General features: G+C 62.2%; 23 protein-coding genes, 1 tRNA gene and 1 pseudogene. 14 read left to right on the top strand and 11 right to left on the bottom strand.

Annotated features, from left to right (window positions below):
• Positions 1–241: 241 nt before the first annotated feature.
• Positions 242–946 carry a GNAT family N-acetyltransferase gene (locus NR193_RS13960; RefSeq protein ID WP_256751393.1) on the top strand — a complete coding sequence of 235 codons (705 nt, stop codon included), beginning with the start codon at positions 242–244 and terminating at the stop codon, positions 944–946.
• Here the strand turns inward: NR193_RS13960 and NR193_RS13955 are convergent.
• From NR193_RS13955 to NR193_RS13945, 3 genes and pseudogenes are all read right to left on the bottom strand, one after another.
• Positions 943–1,578 carry an outer membrane protein gene (locus NR193_RS13955; RefSeq protein WP_256751392.1) on the bottom strand — a complete coding sequence of 212 codons (636 nt, stop codon included), beginning with the start codon at positions 1,576–1,578 and terminating at the stop codon, positions 943–945. The genes NR193_RS13960 and NR193_RS13955 overlap by 4 nt on opposite strands.
• A gap of 140 nt (positions 1,579–1,718) precedes the next feature.
• Positions 1,719–1,996: pseudogene (locus NR193_RS13950) on the bottom strand (hypothetical protein).
• The gene (locus NR193_RS13945) at positions 1,993–2,223 is read right to left on the bottom strand and encodes a hypothetical protein (protein WP_256751391.1); all 231 of its coding nucleotides are present in this window, start codon (positions 2,221–2,223) and stop codon (positions 1,993–1,995) included. The pseudogene NR193_RS13950 and the gene NR193_RS13945 overlap by 4 nt, the downstream one beginning before the upstream one ends.
• 108 nt (positions 2,224–2,331) lie before the next feature.
• Between NR193_RS13945 and NR193_RS13940 the strand changes: the two genes are divergently transcribed.
• Together NR193_RS13940 and NR193_RS13935 are read left to right on the top strand one after the other, a co-directional pair.
• Positions 2,332–2,520, top strand: coding sequence for a hypothetical protein (locus NR193_RS13940; RefSeq protein WP_256751390.1), 189 nt, complete (start codon positions 2,332–2,334; stop codon positions 2,518–2,520).
• A 212-nt stretch (positions 2,521–2,732) separates the two neighbouring features.
• Positions 2,733–3,182 carry a GFA family protein gene (locus NR193_RS13935; RefSeq protein ID WP_256751389.1) on the top strand — a complete coding sequence of 150 codons (450 nt, stop codon included), beginning with the start codon at positions 2,733–2,735 and terminating at the stop codon, positions 3,180–3,182.
• Between the two features lie 9 nt (positions 3,183–3,191).
• Here NR193_RS13935 and NR193_RS13930 read toward each other — a convergent pair whose 3' ends face one another.
• The 3 genes from NR193_RS13930 to NR193_RS13920 form a co-directional block, all read right to left on the bottom strand.
• Positions 3,192–3,392: a hypothetical protein gene (locus tag NR193_RS13930; protein WP_256751388.1), complete on the bottom strand. Its 201-nt coding sequence runs from the start codon at positions 3,390–3,392 to the stop codon at positions 3,192–3,194.
• Between the two features lie 204 nt (positions 3,393–3,596).
• Positions 3,597–5,705, bottom strand: coding sequence for a catalase (locus NR193_RS13925; protein WP_256751387.1), 2,109 nt, complete (start codon positions 5,703–5,705; stop codon positions 3,597–3,599).
• Positions 5,706–5,921: 216 nt separating this feature from the next.
• Positions 5,922–6,011: transfer RNA gene (locus tag NR193_RS13920), tRNA-Ser, on the bottom strand.
• A gap of 366 nt (positions 6,012–6,377) precedes the next feature.
• Here NR193_RS13920 and NR193_RS13915 point away from each other — a divergent pair.
• The 4 genes from NR193_RS13915 (at position 6,378) to NR193_RS13900 (ending at position 9,463) form a co-directional block, all read left to right on the top strand.
• Entirely contained in the window at positions 6,378–7,097 is a 720-nt protein-coding gene (locus NR193_RS13915; RefSeq protein ID WP_256751386.1) for a hypothetical protein, read from the top strand.
• A 125-nt stretch (positions 7,098–7,222) separates the two neighbouring features.
• Positions 7,223–7,546, top strand: a complete 324-nt coding sequence (locus tag NR193_RS13910; protein WP_256751385.1) for a hypothetical protein — start codon at positions 7,223–7,225, stop codon at positions 7,544–7,546.
• Positions 7,547–7,595: 49 nt separating this feature from the next.
• Positions 7,596–8,261, top strand: a complete 666-nt coding sequence (gene msrA, locus NR193_RS13905) for a peptide-methionine (S)-S-oxide reductase MsrA (protein ID WP_256751384.1) — start codon at positions 7,596–7,598, stop codon at positions 8,259–8,261.
• 212 nt (positions 8,262–8,473) lie between these two features.
• On the top strand, positions 8,474–9,463 hold the full coding sequence (locus tag NR193_RS13900) for a BMP family protein (RefSeq protein WP_256751383.1): 990 nt from the start codon (positions 8,474–8,476) through the stop codon (positions 9,461–9,463).
• Between the two features lie 63 nt (positions 9,464–9,526).
• On the opposite strand, the gene NR193_RS13895 is transcribed toward NR193_RS13900, so the two are convergent.
• On the bottom strand, positions 9,527–9,916 hold the full coding sequence (locus NR193_RS13895; RefSeq protein ID WP_256751382.1) for a hypothetical protein: 390 nt from the start codon (positions 9,914–9,916) through the stop codon (positions 9,527–9,529).
• An 18-nt stretch (positions 9,917–9,934) separates the two neighbouring features.
• The gene (locus NR193_RS13890; RefSeq protein WP_256751381.1) at positions 9,935–10,144 is read right to left on the bottom strand and encodes a SlyX family protein; all 210 of its coding nucleotides are present in this window, start codon (positions 10,142–10,144) and stop codon (positions 9,935–9,937) included.
• 213 nt (positions 10,145–10,357) lie between these two features.
• Between NR193_RS13890 and NR193_RS13885 the strand changes: the two genes are divergently transcribed.
• The 6 genes from NR193_RS13885 (at position 10,358) to deoA (ending at position 16,848) form a co-directional block, all read left to right on the top strand.
• On the top strand, positions 10,358–11,890 hold the full coding sequence (locus NR193_RS13885; protein ID WP_256751380.1) for an ABC transporter ATP-binding protein: 1,533 nt from the start codon (positions 10,358–10,360) through the stop codon (positions 11,888–11,890).
• Positions 11,887–13,026: an ABC transporter permease gene (locus tag NR193_RS13880; RefSeq protein ID WP_256751379.1), complete on the top strand. Its 1,140-nt coding sequence runs from the start codon at positions 11,887–11,889 to the stop codon at positions 13,024–13,026. Before NR193_RS13885 ends, NR193_RS13880 begins: the two co-directional genes overlap by 4 nt.
• A 1-nt stretch (position 13,027) precedes the next feature.
• Positions 13,028–13,999: an ABC transporter permease gene (locus NR193_RS13875; protein WP_256751378.1), complete on the top strand. Its 972-nt coding sequence runs from the start codon at positions 13,028–13,030 to the stop codon at positions 13,997–13,999.
• A 171-nt stretch (positions 14,000–14,170) separates the two neighbouring features.
• On the top strand, positions 14,171–14,563 hold the full coding sequence (gene cdd, locus NR193_RS13870) for a cytidine deaminase (protein ID WP_256751377.1): 393 nt from the start codon (positions 14,171–14,173) through the stop codon (positions 14,561–14,563).
• Positions 14,564–14,576: 13 nt separating this feature from the next.
• Positions 14,577–15,386 (top strand): purine-nucleoside phosphorylase, encoded by an 810-nt coding sequence (locus NR193_RS13865; protein ID WP_256751376.1) that lies wholly within the window; start codon positions 14,577–14,579, stop codon positions 15,384–15,386.
• Positions 15,387–15,528: 142 nt separating this feature from the next.
• On the top strand, positions 15,529–16,848 hold the full coding sequence (deoA, locus tag NR193_RS13860; protein WP_256751375.1) for a thymidine phosphorylase: 1,320 nt from the start codon (positions 15,529–15,531) through the stop codon (positions 16,846–16,848).
• A gap of 100 nt (positions 16,849–16,948) precedes the next feature.
• On the opposite strand, the gene NR193_RS13855 is transcribed toward deoA, so the two are convergent.
• From NR193_RS13855 to NR193_RS13845, 3 genes are all read right to left on the bottom strand, one after another.
• On the bottom strand, positions 16,949–17,512 hold the full coding sequence (locus NR193_RS13855) for a TIGR02281 family clan AA aspartic protease (protein WP_256751374.1): 564 nt from the start codon (positions 17,510–17,512) through the stop codon (positions 16,949–16,951).
• 120 nt (positions 17,513–17,632) lie between these two features.
• Positions 17,633–18,262, bottom strand: a complete 630-nt coding sequence (gene upp, locus NR193_RS13850) for a uracil phosphoribosyltransferase (RefSeq protein ID WP_010911460.1) — start codon at positions 18,260–18,262, stop codon at positions 17,633–17,635.
• 148 nt (positions 18,263–18,410) lie between these two features.
• A complete protein-coding gene (locus tag NR193_RS13845; protein WP_256751373.1) occupies positions 18,411–19,385 on the bottom strand; it encodes an adenosine deaminase in 975 nt (324 codons plus the stop codon).
• Between the two features lie 134 nt (positions 19,386–19,519).
• Here NR193_RS13845 and ubiE point away from each other — a divergent pair, with 134 nt between their 5' ends.
• Positions 19,520–20,296 carry a bifunctional demethylmenaquinone methyltransferase/2-methoxy-6-polyprenyl-1,4-benzoquinol methylase UbiE gene (gene ubiE, locus NR193_RS13840; protein WP_256751372.1) on the top strand — a complete coding sequence of 259 codons (777 nt, stop codon included), beginning with the start codon at positions 19,520–19,522 and terminating at the stop codon, positions 20,294–20,296.
• Positions 20,297–20,349 lie beyond the last annotated feature (53 nt).

Here is a 20,349-nt window from a genome sequence, read left to right as displayed (position 1 = left end):
AAAAACCGGAAGGGAAGCGATGCGCGCCGGACATGGCTTCCGCTTACGCCGATCAGCGGCATACCCGCCAAGTGCGTCACCCTTTTCACTGGCGGCTGAGGATGCAATGGAGATAATAATCCGGCTGGATATTCTGACGCCCCCATCGAACGAAATGTAGGCTCTCGCCTGGCGGCCGTCGCGCCCACCAGTCATGAGATTTTGCAACCGGTGCAAGTTTGAGTTCGGAGTGAGTCCGCACATGCCCAAAATGCCTCAGGCCGGCCAACGCCTGAATTTTCCACCGGCAGCCCCAACTCAGAAGCCGATCCTTGTCGAGCGATCCGGAGAAAGCTGTCGAATTCGCACCTTGCGGCCAGGCGAAGTCAATGAGCGCTTCGCACGCTGGCTAGCCGATCCTGCCGTCGCTGCGGGATTGAACATGCCTGCTGCACCGCTGGGCCTCGAATCGTTTCGCGCCTATGTCGGAAGTTTCGACAACGTGCGGCGCAACTTGCTGGCGATCCGCACTCTCGATGACGACGAGCCGATCGGCTTGATCATGACGGAAATTGATCCTCGCCACCGCATTGGATCGCTACACCTGATAGTCGGTGATGCGGCACATCGACGGCTTCAGGTTTCGTTCGAAGCGACGCGCATCGCGATCTGGCACATGTTCGTTGAACGAGGGATGGAGAAACTGATGTTCGAGCCGCTCGCCCGCAATCAGGCAGCGGTGACCGCATGTCGGCTTGGGATGCTGCGCCAGGAAGGCGAACTGCTCTCGCACAGGCTCGATTCCAAAACTGGCGAGCGACTGGATCAGTTGATCTTCGCGCTTACGCTTGACGAGTTCAAAAACCGGGTACGTGCGGTGGCAAAACTTCCCGTTTTCGAGGGACCCGACCTGAAGCGAAACTTCGTGCGTGAAATAGCCAGGTCATATGGCCGTAAGCAGACTTAGAACCGGTATGAAATTCCGAAGTTCAAGGTTCCGAATCTCGGTTTGAAGTCAATGGAGTTGGAGACCTCCACCTTGTCAAAAAGGTACTCGACATACTCCGTCTTGAATGACCAGTTTGGTGCGAAGACATATTCCGCACCAGCGCCAAATGCGCCACCAACAAGCGTCTTGTTCACTGTTTCGGTCCCGCCGAACGCGAAATCCGCCGACGTTTCAACACGGGTGACCGCGACACCTGCCGTGCCGTAGAGCAACAGCTGGTCCGAAGCCAGGAAACCGGCGCGTGCACGCGCCGACGCGACCCAGTCCAGATCATAGGTATAGGAATTGGTCTTGCCGCCGAATATTGGGTCTATTGCTGTCTGGTCATGAAAGCCGAGGAAGTCGAAGCTCGCCACGCCGCCATATACAAACTGGCCAGACTGCCAATCGTGACCGACAAAAACACCACCGACAAATGCGCTCTCGTTGAAGTCCGAACCGCTTACGGTGGAACCGCCATCAAAACCCGGGTGTGAAAATCCTGCCCCGATTTCGGCACCGGCATAGTAGCCGGTCCAGTTGACGTCTTGCGCATTTGCTGGCGCGACAAGAGCCGCAAGAGCAACGGATGCGTAGAAAACTTTGATCATGAAATGCCCCAACCCAACCCCACCATAACCGCGCGGTATCGAAAAAGCTGTAGTAATGCCGTCACAGTCCATCACTCATAGATGGCGAAGCCGGTATTATCGAAAACCGTGAAATGTAGACCGCCGCTACAGGGGCGCGATCACATCTGATCGCTGTCAGGCTCTTTCGTTTGTCCCACCATTGTCGCCAGTTCCGAAAATGATGGGATGTCCGCTTCACCTTGTGCACTGCAGATCGCGTCGCGATTGGCTGGCGACATATCTTCACAGGTCCGCTCGTCACCCCTGACGGACGCCTCCGCCTTTTGCAGGGCGGTGTCGATATCGTCGATCGAACGCAGGCCTTTGTGGACCAGCAAATTGTTGATCGAGGCGAGTGCTATCATCGTCCCTCAAGCTGAAGATTGGCGACGTTCATGGCCGAGCCCTCTTTCCGCTGCTCGACGTTCCCCGGCTCGCTGGATCTTGCCCATCTGACTGATGCGTCTTGTCGTTCACTTCATCGGTGGACCGCGTCAGTCCAATCCCGCTCTTGGGCTTCTTGTTGCCAGCCGCATCCTGGGAGAACGCATCCGACGGGTCGGCACCGGTCTTGGCGGGATATTTCGTTGCTCCAGTTTCGCGATGGTTTTCGTTGCCAGACATTTTCGGTTCTCCAATGTGTTGACCGATAACCGCTCCACGCGCTGCGAGTTCCCCGTCCATGGAACATTCCTGACTGCTGGTCGTTGGCCAGCAAAGGAGATAACGGGCATGGCCAAGATCAAGGATCCCAGCGAGGCAATCATCAGGGAGCCGGAGAGTGCCGGCGTCAAAATCGAGCGCAAAAACCCAAGCGGGATCGACGCGGGTCAAGCACCGGTCAGCCCCAAGACGGCGGGGGCGGACAAGGACGCGGGCTCTCGTGCAGACCCGGACCCCAGGAGACGGAGCGACCAGTGAGCCGCAAGACGCCACGTCCCGTTACAGATCAGGAGAATAGCCATGCCGCCCAGACCAGAGCCAGACCAGGAACCGCCGGTGGATGCGCCGACCTGGACGCCTGACGTGCGTGAACCTGACCCCGATTTGCTGCCGGACGAGCTGCCAGTCCCCAACCCCGACGAGAACCGCGATCCTCCAAAGCGAACTCTGACATGAAAGCGAACTCTGACATGAGCGAAGATGACATTCGCGCGGGTGGTTGCCTCTGTGGTGCGGTTCGCTTCTCCGTGCAAGGCACTCCGCTTCGCGTTGGCCTTTGCCATTGTCAGGATTGTCGGCGTGCGAGCGGTAGCGCGTTCAACTTCTTCGGCGTTTGGTCGCGATCTGCCTATAAGGGCGCGGGCGAACTCCGGACATTTGAAGGCCGAAGCTTTTGCCCCGATTGCGGATCTCGCGTCGCCTCGTTGCGCGATGACGAGGCGGAGATCATGCTCGGCACGCTTGATCTTGCCCCCAGCGACATTGTACCGGATTACGAACTCTGGATCGGCCGGCGCGAACCTTGGCTGATGGACCTGCAGTGGGCTGAGCAATTCCAGCACGATCGCGAGCCACGTCCCATCGCAGCGCCGACAATTGAACCTGAAATTCCAGGACCGGCGCAACAGGAAAGAAAATGAGAGGTCTGGTTAGCTCGATGACATTTCGCCGATGAGTACATCGAGCGAGACGATATCAGCCAATGCGGCCACCTCCAGCGGATCCGTGCTCTGCTTCAGCGTCCTGAGCTGCGGCTTTCCGTCCGGTCCGACCGGCGCATAACTTGCGACCAGGATTTCCCGATATTGCCGAAGCAAGACAATTGCACGGTCGACAATTTCCTGTTTCATCGATCGATTTATAGCAGAACGCTATTGCAGGGGGATATTTCCACCTGAGGGGAAGGGGTTACCCGAACCCACGCAAGAGGCTCGCGTTGTAAAGCCTCCGATGTCGGCGTCTATCTCGCCCCTAGCCTTTCGATCGCCAAGGAAATGCGGCTGGATTTGGCTGTGCCAGGTGGGCAGGGAGCACAGCCAAATCCGATTGCAGGGCTAGCCCAGCTTGACCTTTGGCTCACGTGCCCACCAGCGCAGTTCGCCGAGCCTGGTGACGAACCCCGCGACATCCTTGACTGACGCGAGCCGGACAACCGCCTCGTCCTCGACCACGCCTGCCTTCGACAGCAGCGGCGCTGCCGCCTCGACGAAGCCGATGAATTTGCAATGCGCGAAGGCATCGGCGACAAAGTCGCGGGCCGTCGATTCCTTCAGCAGGTCGGCCATTGCCGGCTTTGCCGGCAACAGTGCGACCGCGTCGTAAAGCACCGAAGGTCCGCCTGATATCATCTGCTGCGCGTCGATCCAGCTGCCGTCGCTCGCCGTGGCGCCGCCGACCTTCGGCGCGATGATCTCGAAGCTTGCGCCGGCTTTGGTCAGCGCCTGCACGATCGCCTTCAGCAAGCCGGCGTCCGTTCCGTCGGTCACCAGAATTCCGAGCTTACGGCCCTCGAAACGACCGGGGCCGTTCTTGAGAATGCTGAGCGAGTCCAAGGCACCGAGGTCCCGGCGCGTCGGCACAGCAGCATCGGCCGGCTTCGGCATCGCTTTCAAGCCCAGCGCATCCGCCACCTTGCCGGCCAGCCCGTCATCGATGTTCAGAAGGTGGGACACGATGCGCTCGCGGATGACCGGAGTACGCACCTTGCTCAGTTCGAAAGTCAGCGCCGAGGCGATGTGGTCCTGCTCCACGGGCTGCTGGCTGATGTAGAACTGGCGCGCTTGACTGTAGTGGTCGGCAAAGGTCTCCGACCGCAACCGCGCCTTTGGTCCCGCTTCAACTTCAGCGAACGACCGGAACCCCTTGGCCGGCTGCTCACGCGGGCCTTCGTCCCATGAATTCGGCTGGTAGTTGGCGCGGCCGACCGGGTTGCGCATTGCCATATGCCCATCCTGCTGGAAGTTGTGGAAGGGGCACTTCGGTGCGTTGATCGGAAGGTGGGTGAAGTTGGTGCTTCCGAGCCGTTTGATCTGCGTATCGAGATAGGAGAAATTCCGCCCCTGCAGCAGCGGATCATTGGAGAAGTCGACCCCGGGCGGCACGTTCTGCGTCATGAACGCGACCTGCTCGGTCTCGGCGAAGAAATTGTCGGGCATGCGATCGAGCACCAGGCGGCCGACTGCGATCGGCGGCAGCACCTCCTCGGGAATGAGTTTCGTCGGATCGAGGATGTCGAAGTCAAAACTGTCGGCGAAGGCCTGGTCGAAGAGCTGCAACTGCAGCTCCCATTCCGGGAAATTGCCGGCATGAATCGCATCCCACAGGTCGCGACGATGGAAGTCGGGATCGGCGCCGTTGATCTTGACCGCCTCGTTCCAGGCGACGGATTGCAGGCCGAGCTTTGGCTTCCATAGAAACTTGACGAAGGTCGACTCGTCCTTGGCGTTGAGCAGCCGGAACGTATGGACACCAAAACCTTCCATGAAGCGCAGTGAGCGTGGTATGGCCCGGTCGGACATCGCCCACATGATCATGTGCATGCTTTCAGGGGTGAGCGAAATGAAATCCCAGAAATTGTCATGCGCGGTCTGCGCCTGCGGGAAGTCGCTGTTCGGCTCCGCCTTCGCGGCATGGATCAGGTCGGGAAACTTGATCGCATCCTGGATGAAGAACACCGGGATGTTGTTGCCGACGATGTCCCAGTTGCCCTCCTTGGTGTAGAGCTTTACGGCGAAGCCACGCACATCCCGCGCGAGGTCGGCCGAGCCCTTGTTGCCGGCAACGGTCGAGAAGCGGATGAAAGCCGGCGTCTTTTCACCAGCGCGCTGGAAAATATCGGCCCGCGTGTATTTCGCCAGCGATTCATAGGTTTCGAAGTAGCCGTGGGCGCCATAGCCACGCGCATGGACGACGCGTTCGGGAATGCGCTCGTGATCGAAATGGAAGATTTTTTCGCGGAAGTGGAAGTCCTCGAGTGTCGTCGGACCACGGGCGCCGATCTTGAGCGAGTTCTGGTCATCGGAGACCGGCCCGCCCTGAGCGGTCGTAAGCACCGGCGTCGAGCCGGCTGCGACCTGGTGCAATTCCCCACCTTCGCCGCGGTTCAGTTTCTGATCGTGGATCGTGGCAGACAAACCTGCCGATTTTGATACTTGCTTCGCCATGCCGGGAATTCCTTGAGGTTGAACGCGCGGGCTGCGCTGGTTCCTCAATGTCCCGGATGGCAATGCGTTCCGTGATGGTTTCCCTCGGCGATCGAGCCCCTAATTGCTCCCGCAAACGGCGTCTACGACCACGCCCCTCTTGCTGGTGGGTTCAAAGGTGTGTCGGCGAGCGCCGAATTCATATCATATTGATTTCGATAAATATTAACTGAAAAATGGCGGAGAGAGCGGGATTCGAACCCGCGTTACGGTCTCCCGTAAACACACTTTCCAGGCGTGCGCCTTCAACCACTCGGCCACCTCTCCGTCCTTGCATGTCGCGCCGGCCGGTTTCGCCACGCGGGTTGGGGATATGCATCTCCCTTGGGGCTTTGGTGCGGAAATTCCGCTCCACGGATGCCGCCAACCAGCGGGCACCCTTCCCCTGCACCTGAGCCGTCAAAGCAACAGGCGCGGGGCTCATCTAGTCGATCCCGCGCCGAATGCCAAGCCATAACGGCGGTCTATTCGCTTTGCCGGCCACACAGCGTTTCACGCCGCCGCCGGAGCCCCCCGTTTTGAGGCGCTGTCCTCGAATGATGTGCACAGGCAAGGCCGCAAGGCCAGCCGCGCTTGACTTCGCTCCCGGCCATCTGTCGAGTGATGCAGGCTTTGCGGGGGCATCGTCCGGACATGACATCGAGCAGTGGAAATCCGGGCAATGGAAAGACGCCAGCCGCACGGCCGGACAGCGGGCTCTCCTTCGTGCCGGTGGGCTGGCTCATCTTCGCCATGGCGTGGTCGGTCTATGGCCTGGCGTCGGCCTGGTGGCTGGTCGGCAATTCCGGCCTGCCGGACAAGATCTTCTATTTCATCCTTGGCGGGCTCGCCGCCAACGTCGTCACCGTCCTGTGGGGGCTTTACCTGCTTGGCCTCGCCTTCGGCCGTTCGGCGCGTTTCCCGCGCCATTTCACCATCTGGCAGATCGCCATCATCATCTGGCTGCTGGCAAGGCAGGCCTATGTGCTTGCCGTGCCCGATTTCGTCTTCTCGGCCAGAGGTCTGGCCATCACCGGTGCCGAAATCGCCATCGGCTTGCTCTGCATCTACCTGCTGCGCCGCGGTTCAGGTGCCGAGACCGTCTACGCCAAGCCGGAAACCGAAGCGCCGCCGGTCTTCGTTTCGATCGTCGCCGCCCTGCTCGGTATCATCCTTGGCGCGGTCATCGGCGCCGTCGCCGGCTTCCTCGCCGGTTCGGTGATTTCAGATGTCACCAACATGAGCTGCTTCGAAGGCGCCTGCGGCTATTTCGCCGCGTTCATCGGCCTGGCCGGCCTGGTGGTCGGCGCCATTGGCGGCGGCATTGTCGCGGTCTGGCTTGCTCACCGGCGCAGGCGCAAGCCAGTGGCATAGATCGGCTTCAAATTCGCGTATGGCGATTGCGAACCCGGCCTGCGCATTCTATCTCTCGTTCTGAAACGCGTGCCGAAAGGTCCTCGGGAGGAGCTTGAGCACTGGCCCGGGGGAAAAGGTCTCGAATGTTTCGCTTCATCTTTCGTCTTGCCGCAATGGTGGCGCTGTCGATCTCCGTCATCATGGCGGTGCTCGACGCGACGCGCACGGTGGCTGCTTCGGCGCTGGTGCTGACCCCGCTCAACACCAGCTGGCTGGCCGTCTCGCCGGACACGCGGGCGGCTTTCGAAACCTTCGTCCGGGCCAAGGCAGGCGCGCTGCTCTGGGACAGCGTCATCGCCTGGGTGCTCAACCAGCCCGGCTTCGCGGTTTTTGCCGTGCTGGCCTTCCTGCTCTATGCGATCGGTTACCGGCGGCAACGACGCACCGGACAATTCGCCGCCACCTGATCCGCGTCCTGCGTCCACCCAAAGGTCCCCCAGAGAAGGAAGACCGCGCATGTTCTTTCTCAGCGACATGCTGAACAAGAAGCTTCATTTGCCGAAGCCGTCCGAGGCTTTGCCGGGCCGCGCCCGGGCAATCCCGACCACATCCAGACACCACGTCTTGAAAAGGCCCCTCAAGGGACCTTATCCGGAGGGGCTGGAGACGGCGATGTTCGGGCTGGGCTGCTTCTGGGGCGCCGAGCGGCTGTTCTGGCAGCTCGAAGGCGTCTGGGTCACCGCGGTCGGCTACGCCGGCGGTTTCACGCCCAATCCCACCTACCAGGAAACCTGCACCGGCCTCACCGGCCATACCGAAGTGGTGCTGGTGGTCTACGATCCCAAGGTCGTCTCCTATGCCGAGCTTCTGAAGCTGTTCTGGGAAAGCCACGATCCGACGCAAGGCATGCGCCAGGGCAATGATGTCGGCACCACCTACCGCTCCGCGATCTACACGCTCGGTGACGCGCAATTCAGCGCGGCAAGTGCTTCGCGCGACGCCTATGAGGCCTCGCTGCGCGGTGCAGGCCACGGCAAGGTCACCACCGAGATCGCGCCGGCGCCGGAATTCTACTTCGCAGAAGCCGATCACCAGCAATATCTGGCGAAGAACCCTTACGGCTATTGCAACCTCAAGGGCACCGGCGTTGCCTGCGCCATGCCGGCCGCGGCCTCCGCCTGAAGCCTTTCGCGCAAGGATCAAGCCGCGGCGCGGCCTCCCCGCGCCATGCTTTTCCAAAAGGTCAAAATTCCGCGTGAAATTTGTTTCGGGCCGTGCCAGATTGCCCTCGAGCGGGAGGGGAATACACTCCAGGCTGACGTCGCATGCCTGCCGGCGAACCGGGCAGGCGGGCGGTGCGTAACGGAAAAAATAACCGACAGGGTGTGGATCACATGAAACGTATTGTTCTCGGCCTTCTGGCCGCAACCGCAATGGTTCTTCCGGCTTTCGCCGCGGATGTCCAGCCGGCCATCCTCTATGATTTGGGCGGCAAGTTCGACAAATCCTTCAACGAGGCAGCCTTCCATGGCGCCGAGAAATTCAAGACGGAAACCGGCATCGCCTATGTCGAGTTCGAGGTCTCCAACGCCTCGCAGCGCGAGCAGGCTCTGCGCCGCTTCGCCGAGGACGGCCGCAACCCGATCGTCATGGCGGGCTTCGCCTGGGAGGATGCGCTCAAGGTGGTCGCGAAGGAATATCCTGATCTCAACTTCGCCATCATCGACGATGCCGTCGACCTGCCCAATGTCCGCTCGCTGGTCTTCAAGGAGAATGAAGGCTCCTATCTCGTCGGCATCCTGGCGGCGATGGCCTCGAAGTCGAAGAAGGTCTCCTTCATCGGCGGCATGGACATCCCGCTGATCCGCAAATTCGAATGCGGCTATGTCGGCGGCGCCAAGTCGGCCGGTGCGACGGACGTCATCCAGAACATGACCGGTGACACACCGGCTGCCTGGAACGACCCGGCCAAGGGCGGCGAGATCGCCAAGACGCAGATCGACCAGGGCTCCGACGTGGTCTATGCCGCGGCCGGCGGCACCGGCGTCGGCGTACTGCAGGCGGCGGCGGATGCCGGCAAACTCGGCATCGGCGTCGATTCCAACCAGAACGGCCTGCAGCCCGGCAAGGTGCTGACCTCCATGATGAAGCGCGTCGACGTTGCCGTCTACACCGCCTTCATGGACGGCAAGAACGGCACCTTCAAGGGCGGCCTGCAAAATCTCGGCCTCAAAGAGGGCGGCGTCGACTACGCCATGGACGACAACAACAAGGCGCTGGTGACCGACGAGATGAAGGCGGCGGTCGAAAAGGCCAAGGCCGACATCATCGCCGGCAAGCTCGAAGTGCACGACTACACGGCCGACAACGCCTGCCCGTACTAAGCGGCACGTATATTCGACAGAACTGCAAACCGCCGGGTGCAAGCCCGGCGGTTTTGCGTTGGCCTACAGTTTGCCCGCCAGATAACCCAACCCGAAGGCCGCTATAAGTCCGAAGGCGACGGCAAATCCGCGCAGGCCACCAAGTGCTTGCAGGCCGATGCCATGCGGCCTCTGGGGCAGGCCGCGGATCACCGCTGGTGATCTGGCATCGCCCAGCCCCGAACTGCGCATCTGCGGCAATTCGGCGAGGCGTCGCGTAACCAGCTGCCAATGATTGCCGGGCAGGCCACCTGGTTTTCCCGCGCGGTCGAACATGTGCATGCGTTCGGCAAGCTGCACCACCGCGTCGCGGAAGGCGGGGTCGATCTCAAGATCGCGTTCGGCCCGTTCGCGGTCCGCGTCGTTCATCAGGCCGAGCACATAATCGCCGGCCCTTGCGATGCGGTCGCTCATGGCTTGTGCTCCCCTTCCCTACCAGTGCGGCGGCTTGGTGATCGGCACGTCGGGTGCTGCCTGTTCCTCCAGCGCCAGGAAACGGTCGGCCAGCGCGTCGAGCTTGCGCTGCATGCGCTCGATCACCTTCCACTGCTCGGCGATCTGGCCTGACAGTTCCTCGATGGTGTGTTCTTGTTCGGCGGCGCGAATTTCCAACGTCGTCAGCCGATCGGCGGGCATGGTCATTCAAAATCCCCAGTCTTGCACCGCAATGCCTTGCGCCACAGGGTTGCGACGGCTTGCCCATATTAGCAAATGTGGAGGTCCCGGCCACGTTGGAAATTGACAAGCGCACCGGGATTTGTCGAGAGTGAACGATGCTCCGGCCAATTGGCACGGGCGGAGCGTCATGCTAGGCGTTTTGACCAAGCGATAAAAAATAAGAGTGGGACAGGCTGCATGGCGCAAGCCGCAATCGAGCTGATCGGCATCAACAAGAGTTTTGGCGCCGTGCGCGCCAATCGCGACATCAATCTGGAAATCGCTCGCGGCACCATCCACGGCATTGTCGGCGAGAACGGCGCTGGCAAGTCGACGCTGATGTCGATCCTCTATGGCTTCTATCAGGCCGACAGCGGCGAGATCCGCGTCGGCGGCAAGCCGGCATCGATCAACACGCCCAACGATGCCATCGCGCTCGGCATCGGCATGGTGCATCAGCATTTCATGCTGGTCGACAATTTCTCGGTCTTGGAGAACATCATCCTCGGCGCCGAAAGCGATGCACTGCTGAAAAGGAGCATCGCCAAGGCGCGCTCCGAACTCGAGCGCCTCGAGCGCGAATACGGGCTGGAAGTCGATCCCGATGCGATCGTCGAGGAATTGCCTGTCGGCCTGCAGCAGCGCGTCGAGATCCTCAAGGCGCTCTATCGCGGCGCCGAGATCCTGATCCTCGACGAACCGACGGGCGTGCTCACACCCGCCGAGGCCGACCACCTGTTCCGCATCCTCAAGCAGTTGAAGGAACAGGGCAAGACCGTGGTGCTGATCACCCACAAGCTGCGCGAGATCATGGCCATCACCGACACGGTGTCGGTCATGCGCCAGGGAACGATGGTGGCGACGCGCGAGACGAAGAAGACCACGGTCGAGGAATTGGCCGAACTCATGGTCGGGCGCCGCGTGCTGCTCCGGGTCGAAAAAGGCGAGGCGGAAGCCGGCGACGTCAAGCTCGCGGTCAAGAACCTGACAGTCAGGGATTCTCGCGGCGTCACCATGGTCGACGACATCTCCTTCGACATCCGCGCCGGCGAAATCGTCGGCATCGCCGGTGTCGCCGGCAACGGGCAGTCCGAACTGCTCGAGGCGATTTCCGGCATCCGGCGCGCCGTTTCCGGTTCGGTCATGCTCGACGGCAAGCCGATCGACCTCACGGGCGCGGCCGATCCAGGTGAGTTGCGCGACCGCGGCCTCGCCCATGTGCCGGAGGACCGCCATCATGTCGGGCTGGTGCTGGCCTTCGAGGAGAACGAGAACTCGATCCTCGGCTATCACGACGATCCCCGCTACCTGAAGGGGCCGTTGCTCAACATCGATGCCATCCGCGACGATGCCAAGGACAAGATCGCCAAATACGACATTCGCCCGGCGGACTGCCGGTTGAAGACCGCCAATTTCTCCGGCGGCAACCAGCAGAAGATCGTGCTCGCGCGGGAAATGGAACAAGACCCGGGTGTCTTGATCGTCGGCCAGCCGACGCGCGGTGTCGATGTCGGCGCCATCGAATTCATCCACAAGCGCCTGATCGCCATGCGCGACCAGGGCAAGGCGGTGCTGGTGGTCTCGGTTGAGCTGGACGAGATCCGTTCGCTCTCCGACCGCATCCTGGTGATGTTTGCCGGCCGCATCGTCGGCGAACGCGGTCCGGAAACGACCGAGGGCGAGCTCGGCCTGCTGATGGCCGGCGTCGAGCATCAGGGGGCAGGACTTTGAGCACGCCTTACGCCAAGCTGCCGGCCTGGGCCGACTATGGCCTGATCCCGGTGATCAATCTGTTCGTTGCCTTCGTCGTCGCCGGCTTCGTCGTGCTTCTGGTCGGAGAGAACCCGTTCCGCGCCGCCGTCATCCTGGTCGAGGGGGCCTTCGGCAAGGGAACCGGCATCGCCTTCACCCTGTTCTATGCCACCACGTTCATATTCACCGGGCTTTCGGTGGCGGTGGCAGCGCATTGCGGGCTGTTCAACATCGGCACCGAGGGGCAAGCCTACATCGCCGGCCTCGGTATCGCCGTCGTCTGCCTTGCCTTCGACAGCGTGTTGCCATGGTGGCTCACTTTCCCGCTGGCCATCGTCGCTTCGGCGGTCGTGGGCGCGTTGTGGGCGCTGATCCCCGCCTATCTGCAGGCCAAGCGCGGCTCGCACATCGTCATCACCACAATCATGTTCAACTTCATCGCCGCGTCGATCATGGTTTTCCTGCTGGTAGGCCCATTGAAGCCGGCAGGGTCGCAAGCGCCGCAGACGCGCAACTTCCTCGCGGGCGCGGAATTGCCGAAGCTCAACTGGATCATCGAACTGTTCGGCGCCAAGATCCATTCGGCCCCGCTCAACATCACCTTCCTGCTGGCGCTGATCATGGCCTTCCTGGTCTGGCTGCTGATCTGGCGCACCAAGCTCGGCTACGAGATGCGCACCTACGGTCACAGCCCGAAGGCGGCTCGCTATGCCGGCATTTCGGAAACCCGCATCATCATCACCGCCATGATGATCTCGGGTGCCCTGGCCGGCATGATGGCGCTCAACCCGGTGATGGGCGACCAGCACAATGTCGCGATCGACTTTGTCAGCGGCGCCGGTTTCGTCGGCATCGCGGTAGCGCTGATGGGCCGCCTCCACCCTGTCGGCATCGTGCTGGCGGCGATCCTGTTCGGCATGCTTTACCAGGGCGGCGCAGAGCTCGCCTTCGAGATGCCGGCAATCAGCCGCGACATGATCGTCATCATCCAGGGTCTGGTCATCCTGTTTGCCGGCGCGCTCGAGCATATGTTCCGGCCTTACATCCAGGCGCTGTTCGCTTCGTTCAGTCCAAGATCGGTCGGCATGGAAGCGGTCAAAGGGAAGGGTGCCTGAGATGGTTGTCTTCATCGCCATCGTGCAGATACTCGACTCGACCATCCGCTTGTCGGTACCGCTCCTGCTCGCCTGCCTCGCCGGCCTCTATTCGGAGCGCGCCGGCATCTTCGACATCGGGCTGGAGGGCAAGATGCTGGTCGGTGCTTTCGCCGGCGCCGCGGCCGCTTCCGTGTTCCATTCGGCCTTGCTCGGCCTCGGCATGGCCATCCTGATCTCGGTCGCGTTTGCGATGATCCACGGCTTTGCCTCGATCACCCATCGCGGTAACCAGATCGTCTCCGGCGTGGCGATCAATTTCATCGCCGCCGGATCGACCATCATTCTCGGCCAGGCCTGGTTCCAGCAAGGCGGGCGCACACCGGCGCTGCAGCCGGGCGAGCGGTTCGACGCGATTGTCTGGCCCGGTGCCGAAGCGGTCAGGGACGTGCCTATCCTGGGACCGATCTATTCGGAACTGATCTCCGGCCACTCAATACTGGTCTATCTCGCTTTCCTGATGGTACCATTCACCTGGTGGGTGCTGTTCCGCACCCGCTTTGGTCTGCGGCTGCGCGCCGTCGGCGAAAACCCGGCCGCCGTCGACACGGCCGGCATTTCCGTTGCCTGGCTGCGCTACCGGGCGCTGATCTGCACCGGCATCCTGACCGGCATCGCCGGTGCCTATCTGTCGATGGTGCAGAATGGCGGCTTCGTGAAGGACATGACCGCCGGCAAGGGCTACATCGCGCTGGCCGCGCTGATCTTTGCCAAATGGAAGCCGGTCAACGCCATGTTCGCCTGCCTTTTGTTCGGCTTCCTCGACGCGCTGTCGATCCGCCTGCAGGGCTCGCCGCTGCCCATCATCGGCAAGGTGCCGGTGCAGTTCATGCAGGCGCTGCCTTACATCCTCACCGTCATCCTGCTCGCCGGCTTCATCGGCAAGGCGATCCCGCCGCGTGCCGGTGGCGTGCCCTACGTGAAGGAACGCTGAGCCGAAACTGCGGGTCAGGCCAATGCATGTCGCTCAAAAATGGCGCCGATCTTGAGACGACGAGATGCATGGAAACAAGACTTGAAGCGCGTCGGATGATTCCGTTTCGACGCGCCGCGCTTCAAGCGGGAATGCCGGGTTTTGGACACGATCATCGGAGAGAACAACTGAATGTCGCATGATCTGTTCGAGGCGGCCAAGGCGGCCATGGCCAAGGCCTATGCGCCCTATTCGAAGTTTCCGGTGGGGGCGGCACTTCGCACCGAGGATGGACGCGTCTTTGCCGGCGCCAACATCGAAATTGCCTCCTATCCGGAAGGCTGGTGCGCCGAAACCACCGCGCTTGGCCACTATGTCATGGGTGGCGGCGGCAAGATCGTCGAAATCGCCGTCATTGCCGAACGCATGGCGAAATGCTCGCCCTGCGGCGGCTGCCGTCAGCGGCTGGCCGAATTCTGCCGGCCGGAGACAAAGCTCTATCTCTGTGACAATGCCGGCGTGGCCGAAACCGTGACCATGGGCGAGATGCTGCCCTACGGCTTCCGGGGCGATATCCTGAAATGAAGAGCTGGGTGCAATGATGGAAAAGGCGCTGGACCATCTCGTCGAAAGGCTGGACGGCCTGGCGCCGGCGGCCGCGCTGGTCCTGGGCTCGGGCCTGGGCGGGCTGGTCGACCAGATCGAGGATCCGATCCGTGTCCCCTATGCCGACTTGCCGGGTTTTCCCAGGAGCGGCGTCACCGGTCACGCCGGCGAAGTGGTGGCGGGGCTGTTTGCCGGCGTGCCGGTGCTGACGCTGTCCGGCCGCGCCCACTATTACGAGCATGGCAACGCCGCGGCGATGCGGCCGGTGCTGGAAGTGCTTTCCGGTATCGGCATCACAAAACTGATCCTCACCAATGCCGCCGGTTCGGTCGATCCGGATATGCTGCCCGGCTCGGTGATGCTGATCACCGACCACATCAATTTCTCGGGCACCAATCCGCTGATCGGCGAGCCCAGCGACCGCCGCTTCGTCGGCCTGACCGAAGCCTATGATGCCGGTATCCGCAAGGCGCTCGAACGCGCGGCGAAGGCGACCGGCACCGCGCTTCACAAGGGCGTCTACATGTGGTTTTCCGGTCCCTGCTTCGAAACGCCCGCCGAAATCCGCATGGCGCGCATCATGGGCGCCAACGCCGTCGGCATGTCGACCGTGCCGGAGGTCATCCTCGCCCGCTTCCTCGGGCTGCGTGTCGCCGCCTGCTCGGTAATCACCAACCTGGCCGCCGGCATGACCGGAGCCGAGCTTTCGCACCAGGAGACCAAGGACATGGCGCCGATCGGCGGTGCGCGGCTGGCGACGATCCTGCAGCATTTGTTCCAGGAAGGCTTGCTGGATGGGTGAAGCGGTTTTTGCCCTCACCCTTGGGGAGAGGGTCGACGAGCGGGCCCTGCCCGCCCCGCTCCGCCCTGTGGAACGGCCTTACGGGGCAAGCCACTGGTCGTGCGCGTCCTTCGGACCCCCACAAGGGGAAAGGTAAAGCCGCATGCTTCCGCAAGAAATCATCCGCCGCAAGCGTGATGGTCTTAAACTGTCGGCGCAAGAGATCGCCAGCTTCGTCACGGGCGTGACCGACGGGGCCGTTTCGGATGGCCAGGTCGGCGCCTTCGCCATGGCCGTGTTCTTCAACGGCATGAGCCGTGACGAGGCGGTGGCGCTGACGCTGGCCATGCGCGATTCCGGCGACGTCCTCGACTGGTCGGACCTGCCCGGCCCCGTCACCGACAAGCATTCTACAGGCGGCGTCGGCGACAATGTTTCGCTCATGCTGGCGCCGATCGTCGCCGCTTGTGGCGCTTATGTGCCGATGATTTCCGGCCGTGGCCTCGGCCACACCGGTGGCACGCTGGACAAGATGGACGCGATCCCCGGCTATGTCAGCCAGCCCGATATCGCGCTGTTTCGCAAGGCGGTGCTCGAAACCGGTTGCGCCATCATCGGCCAGACCGCCGATCTCGCCCCCGCCGACCGCAGGCTCTATGCGATCCGCGACGTCACCGGCACGGTCGAATCGGTGCCGCTGATCACCGCTTCGATCCTGTCGAAAAAACTGGCCGCTGGCCTGCAGTCACTGGTGCTCGACGTCAAGGTCGGCAACGGCGCCTTCATGGAGAAGTCGCGCGACGCGACGGCCCTCGCCAACAATCTGGTCGAAATCGCCAACGGCGCCGGGCTGAAGGCCTCGGCATTGATCACCGGCATGAACGAGCCGCTGGCCTCGGCTGCCGGCAATGCCGTCGAGGTGCGCAATGCCGTCGATTTCCTCACCGGCCGTCTTCGTGACCGTCGGCTGGAGGACGTGACGCTGGCGCTGGCCGCCGAGATGCTGCAGTTGGCGGGACTGGTGTCGTCGAACCAGGATGGCATGCGCCGCGCCAGCGAAACGCTCGCCAGTGGCCGTGCCGCCGCCACCTTCGCGCGCATGGTGGCTGCTCTCGGTGGCCCCGCCGACTTCATCGAGAAGCCGGAGAGATATTTGCCGACGGCGGCGACCGAGCTCGCCGTCAAGGCGACCGCAGACGGCTTCGTCACCGGCATCGCGACCCGCGACATCGGGCTTGCCGTGGTTGGTCTGGGAGGCGGGCGCACACGGCCGGACGACAAGGTCGACCCCGCGGTCGGCATCACCAGGCTGCTGCCGGTCGGCGCCGAGGTCAGGACCGGCGAGCCCCTTGCATTGATCCACGCCCGTTCGCCGTCCGATGCCGAGACCGCAGCCGTAGCCGTGCTCTCGGCCTATGCAATCGGCGCTTCGAAGCCGGCCGCCGACAAGTCGGTCATCAGACGGATTCTGCCGCGGGGCTAGAGCATGATCCCGAAAAGTGGAATCCGGTTTTCGGGAAAGATCATGCTCAAACAAAGAGATAGGCCCCATCCCGATTCCATCGGGATGGAACAGGCTCTAGTTACTGGACGAGCAGCAGCGTCCCGTTCTCGGCCTGGTATTTGCTGAGCCGACTGAGGAAGCTCATGCCGATCAGGTTGGTGTGCAAAGCCCTGTCGTCGAGCACGATGACCTGGACGTCATTGACGGTAATGGTACCGATCTGTAGCCGGTCGATCGATGCCACGGCAGCCTTGATCGTGCCGTTGGCGGTGTTGACCTGGTGGCTGAAATCGGAAGGGTTGAGCGACAACCCAATCCTGCGTGCCGTCGAGGTGTTGATGGCGACCAGTGTCGCGCCGGTGTCGATCATGCCGTCGACCTGACGTCCGTTCAGCTTGAAGGCCGACGAGAAGTGCCCGCGCTCGTCCGCCGTGACGACGACCTTGCGGCCGAGCGGCAGCGGCGCCGCCGGCTTGTTGGGGACTGACACCAGGTTGACGTCGGGCTGGGCATCGACCGCGGGCTTGCTCGTCGCCGCCGATTTCAACAGGTTTTCGAGGATCCGCGGATTCGACTGATACACAATCGGTATCGATGCCGATGCACCGGCAAAAACGCCAAGGATGAGAAATTTGCGCAGCATGGATCGGCCTTTTTGACCGCCGATCCTTAAGCCCGGATGGTGTTTGCCGCTTTAACGCGCGCCAGAACCGCGCCTTTGCGTAAACGTTTGGTAAATAGCACCAGGCAACTTTGCCTGATACTACTTGGTCCCGTACATGCGGTCGCCGGCGTCGCCGAGGCCAGGCATGATGTAGCCCTTCTCGTTGAGCTGGCGATCGATGGAAGCGGTGAAGACCGGAACGTCCGGATGCGCCTTGGTGAAGCGTTCGATGCCTTCGGGCGCCGCCAGCAGGCAGAGGAAGCGGATGTTGGTGGCGCCGCGCCCCTTCAGCTTGTCGATCGCCGCGATCGCCGAATTGGCGGTGGCCAGCATCGGATCGACGACAATGACCAGCCGGTCGGCGAGATCGCTCGGCGCCTTGAAGAAATACTCGACCGCCTCCAGCGTTTCGTGGTCGCGGTAGAGGCCGATATGGGCGACGCGAGCCGCCGGCACCAGGTCGAGCAGGCCTTCCAGCAAACCGTTGCCGGCGCGCAGCACCGAGGCAAAGACCAGTTTCTTGCCCTCCAGCGTCGGCGCCTCCATGGTCTCGATCGGCGTTTCGATCGTCGTCGTCGTCAATTCGAGGTTGCGCGTGACCTCGTAACCGAGCAGCAGCGAGATCTCGCGCAGCAGCCGCCTAAAGCCGGCCGTCGAGGTTTCCTTCTTGCGCATGATGGTCAGCTTGTGCTGGACAAGCGGATGGTCGACGACGGTGACGCCCTTCATGATGTTCTCCTGATGCGTGTCGCCCGAAAGTGCGCGCATGGACCCTTTCGGACGCGCCGCGCTTCAAGCTGCTTGGGCGAACCCTAGCGGCAATGCGCCGGCCAAGGAACCGCTTGGCCTGCACCGACCACAGCTTTGTCGGAAGAAATCAGCGGGAGGCGCCGTTCAGGCGGGCAAGAAGCGCGGTCTTGGTCTTCCTGTCGACGAAGGCGGCTTCGATGGCGGTGCGGGTAATGGCGGTGAGCGCCTTTTCGTTCATCGAGAAATGCTCGGCGGCGATCTCGTATTCGCGCTTCAGCGAGGTCCAGAAATAGGGCGGATCGTCGGAATTCAGTGTCACCTTGCAGCCGGCGGCCCGCAGGGCCGGAAAGGGATGATCGGCAAAACTGTCGAACACCCTGAGCGCGATGTTGGAGCCGGGACAGCATTCCAGCACGACGCCCTCGTCGGCGATGCGCCGGACCAGGTCCGGGTTCTCGATGGCGCGCACGCCATGGCCGATGCGGGACGGGCGGATGTAATCGAGCGCTGCCTGGACAGTCTCCCAGCCCGTCAGTTCGCCGGCATGGACGGTAATGCCGAGCCCGGCTTCGCGGGCGATCTCGAAAGCCCTGACATAGTCCTCCATCTCGCCTACCCGCTCGTCGCCGGCAACGCCGAAGCCGGTGACCAGCGGATGCCCACAGCGCGCCGCGAAGCGTGCCGCCTGCTCGATCGACTCGACGCCGACATGACGCACCCCTGTGACGATCATGCGGCCCTCGATGCCGGTCTTGGCCTTGGCTCGCGCCATGCCTTCACCGAGCGCATCGGTGTAGGCCTTGGGCGACAGGCCGGCCTTCTTGGCATGATCCGGCGAGGTGAAGACCTCGGAATAGATCGCCCCGTCGCGGGCGAGGCTGGTCAGATAATGATCGGCCAGGCGCGCATAGTCCTCCTCCGTCCGGAACAGATCGGAGGAAAAATCGTAAGCCGCGAGGAAGGACGTGAAATCGTGCCAGACGAAGGAACCGTTCTGGATATAGGGCGAGGTATCCTTGCCATATTTCTGCGCCTGGCGGATGACGAGTTCGGGCGCCGCTGCCCCTTCGATGTGGCAGTGCAATTCCGCTTTCAAAGGCATTCAATCATCCCGTCGGTCAGTCCAGGTCTTGAAAACCCACCACCTGGAAGCGCGGCCGAACACCGCGCCTTAAACAATAGCGCCCGCACCATCGATCGGCTATGGTCCCGCCGGTTTTATGACGGATCAAAAAAATGTCAGTTGAGAGAACCACGGCCGCGGGCGGCATGGAAACCTCCTATGGTTTCAAGCGTGTGGGGGCTGGCGACAAGCAGTCCCTGGTCAACGATGTTTTCCACAAGGTCGCCAACCGCTACGACCTGATGAACGATCTGATGTCTGCTGGCCTGCATCGGCTGTGGAAGGATGCCATGGTCACCTGGCTCAATCCGCCAAAGCGGGCGGGCTGGCGCGTGCTCGACGTTGCCGGCGGCACCGGCGACATCGCCTTCCGCATCGTCGAGGCCAGTCACGGTCAGGCCCATGCCACGGTGCTCGACATCAATGGCTCGATGCTTGCCGTCGGCCGCGACCGGGCCGAAAAGAAAGGCCTGTCCGGCAACACCGATTTCGTCGAGGCCAACGCCGAGGAACTGCCCTTCGCCGACGCCACCTTCGACGCCTACACCATCGCTTTCGGCATTCGCAACGTGCCGCGCATCGATGTCGCGCTCGGTGAAGCATTCCGCGTGCTGAAGCCGGGCGGGCGGTTCCTGTGCCTCGAATTTTCCGAAGTCGAGATGCCGCTGCTCGACAAGGCCTACGAAGCCTGGTCGTTCAACGCCATCCCAAGGATCGGCAAGATGGTCACCGGCGACGGCGAGCCCTATTCCTATCTGGTCGAATCGATCGCCAGGTTTCCCAACCAGGCGAATTTTGCTTCCATGATCACCCGCGCGGGCTTCGATCGCGTCTCTTTCCGCAATTATTCCGGCGGCATCGCGGCACTGCATTCGGGCTGGAAACTTTGAGGCCCTCCAGCATTTCTCATGATCGATATGCCCTGCGCCGGTTGAAGAAACCG

Origin of the sequence: Mesorhizobium sp. Mes31 (assembly GCF_024519675.1) — a bacterium.
Taxonomy (GTDB): Bacteria; Pseudomonadota; Alphaproteobacteria; order Rhizobiales; family Rhizobiaceae; genus Mesorhizobium.
This window is presented reverse-complemented; position numbering and strand designations above follow the sequence as displayed.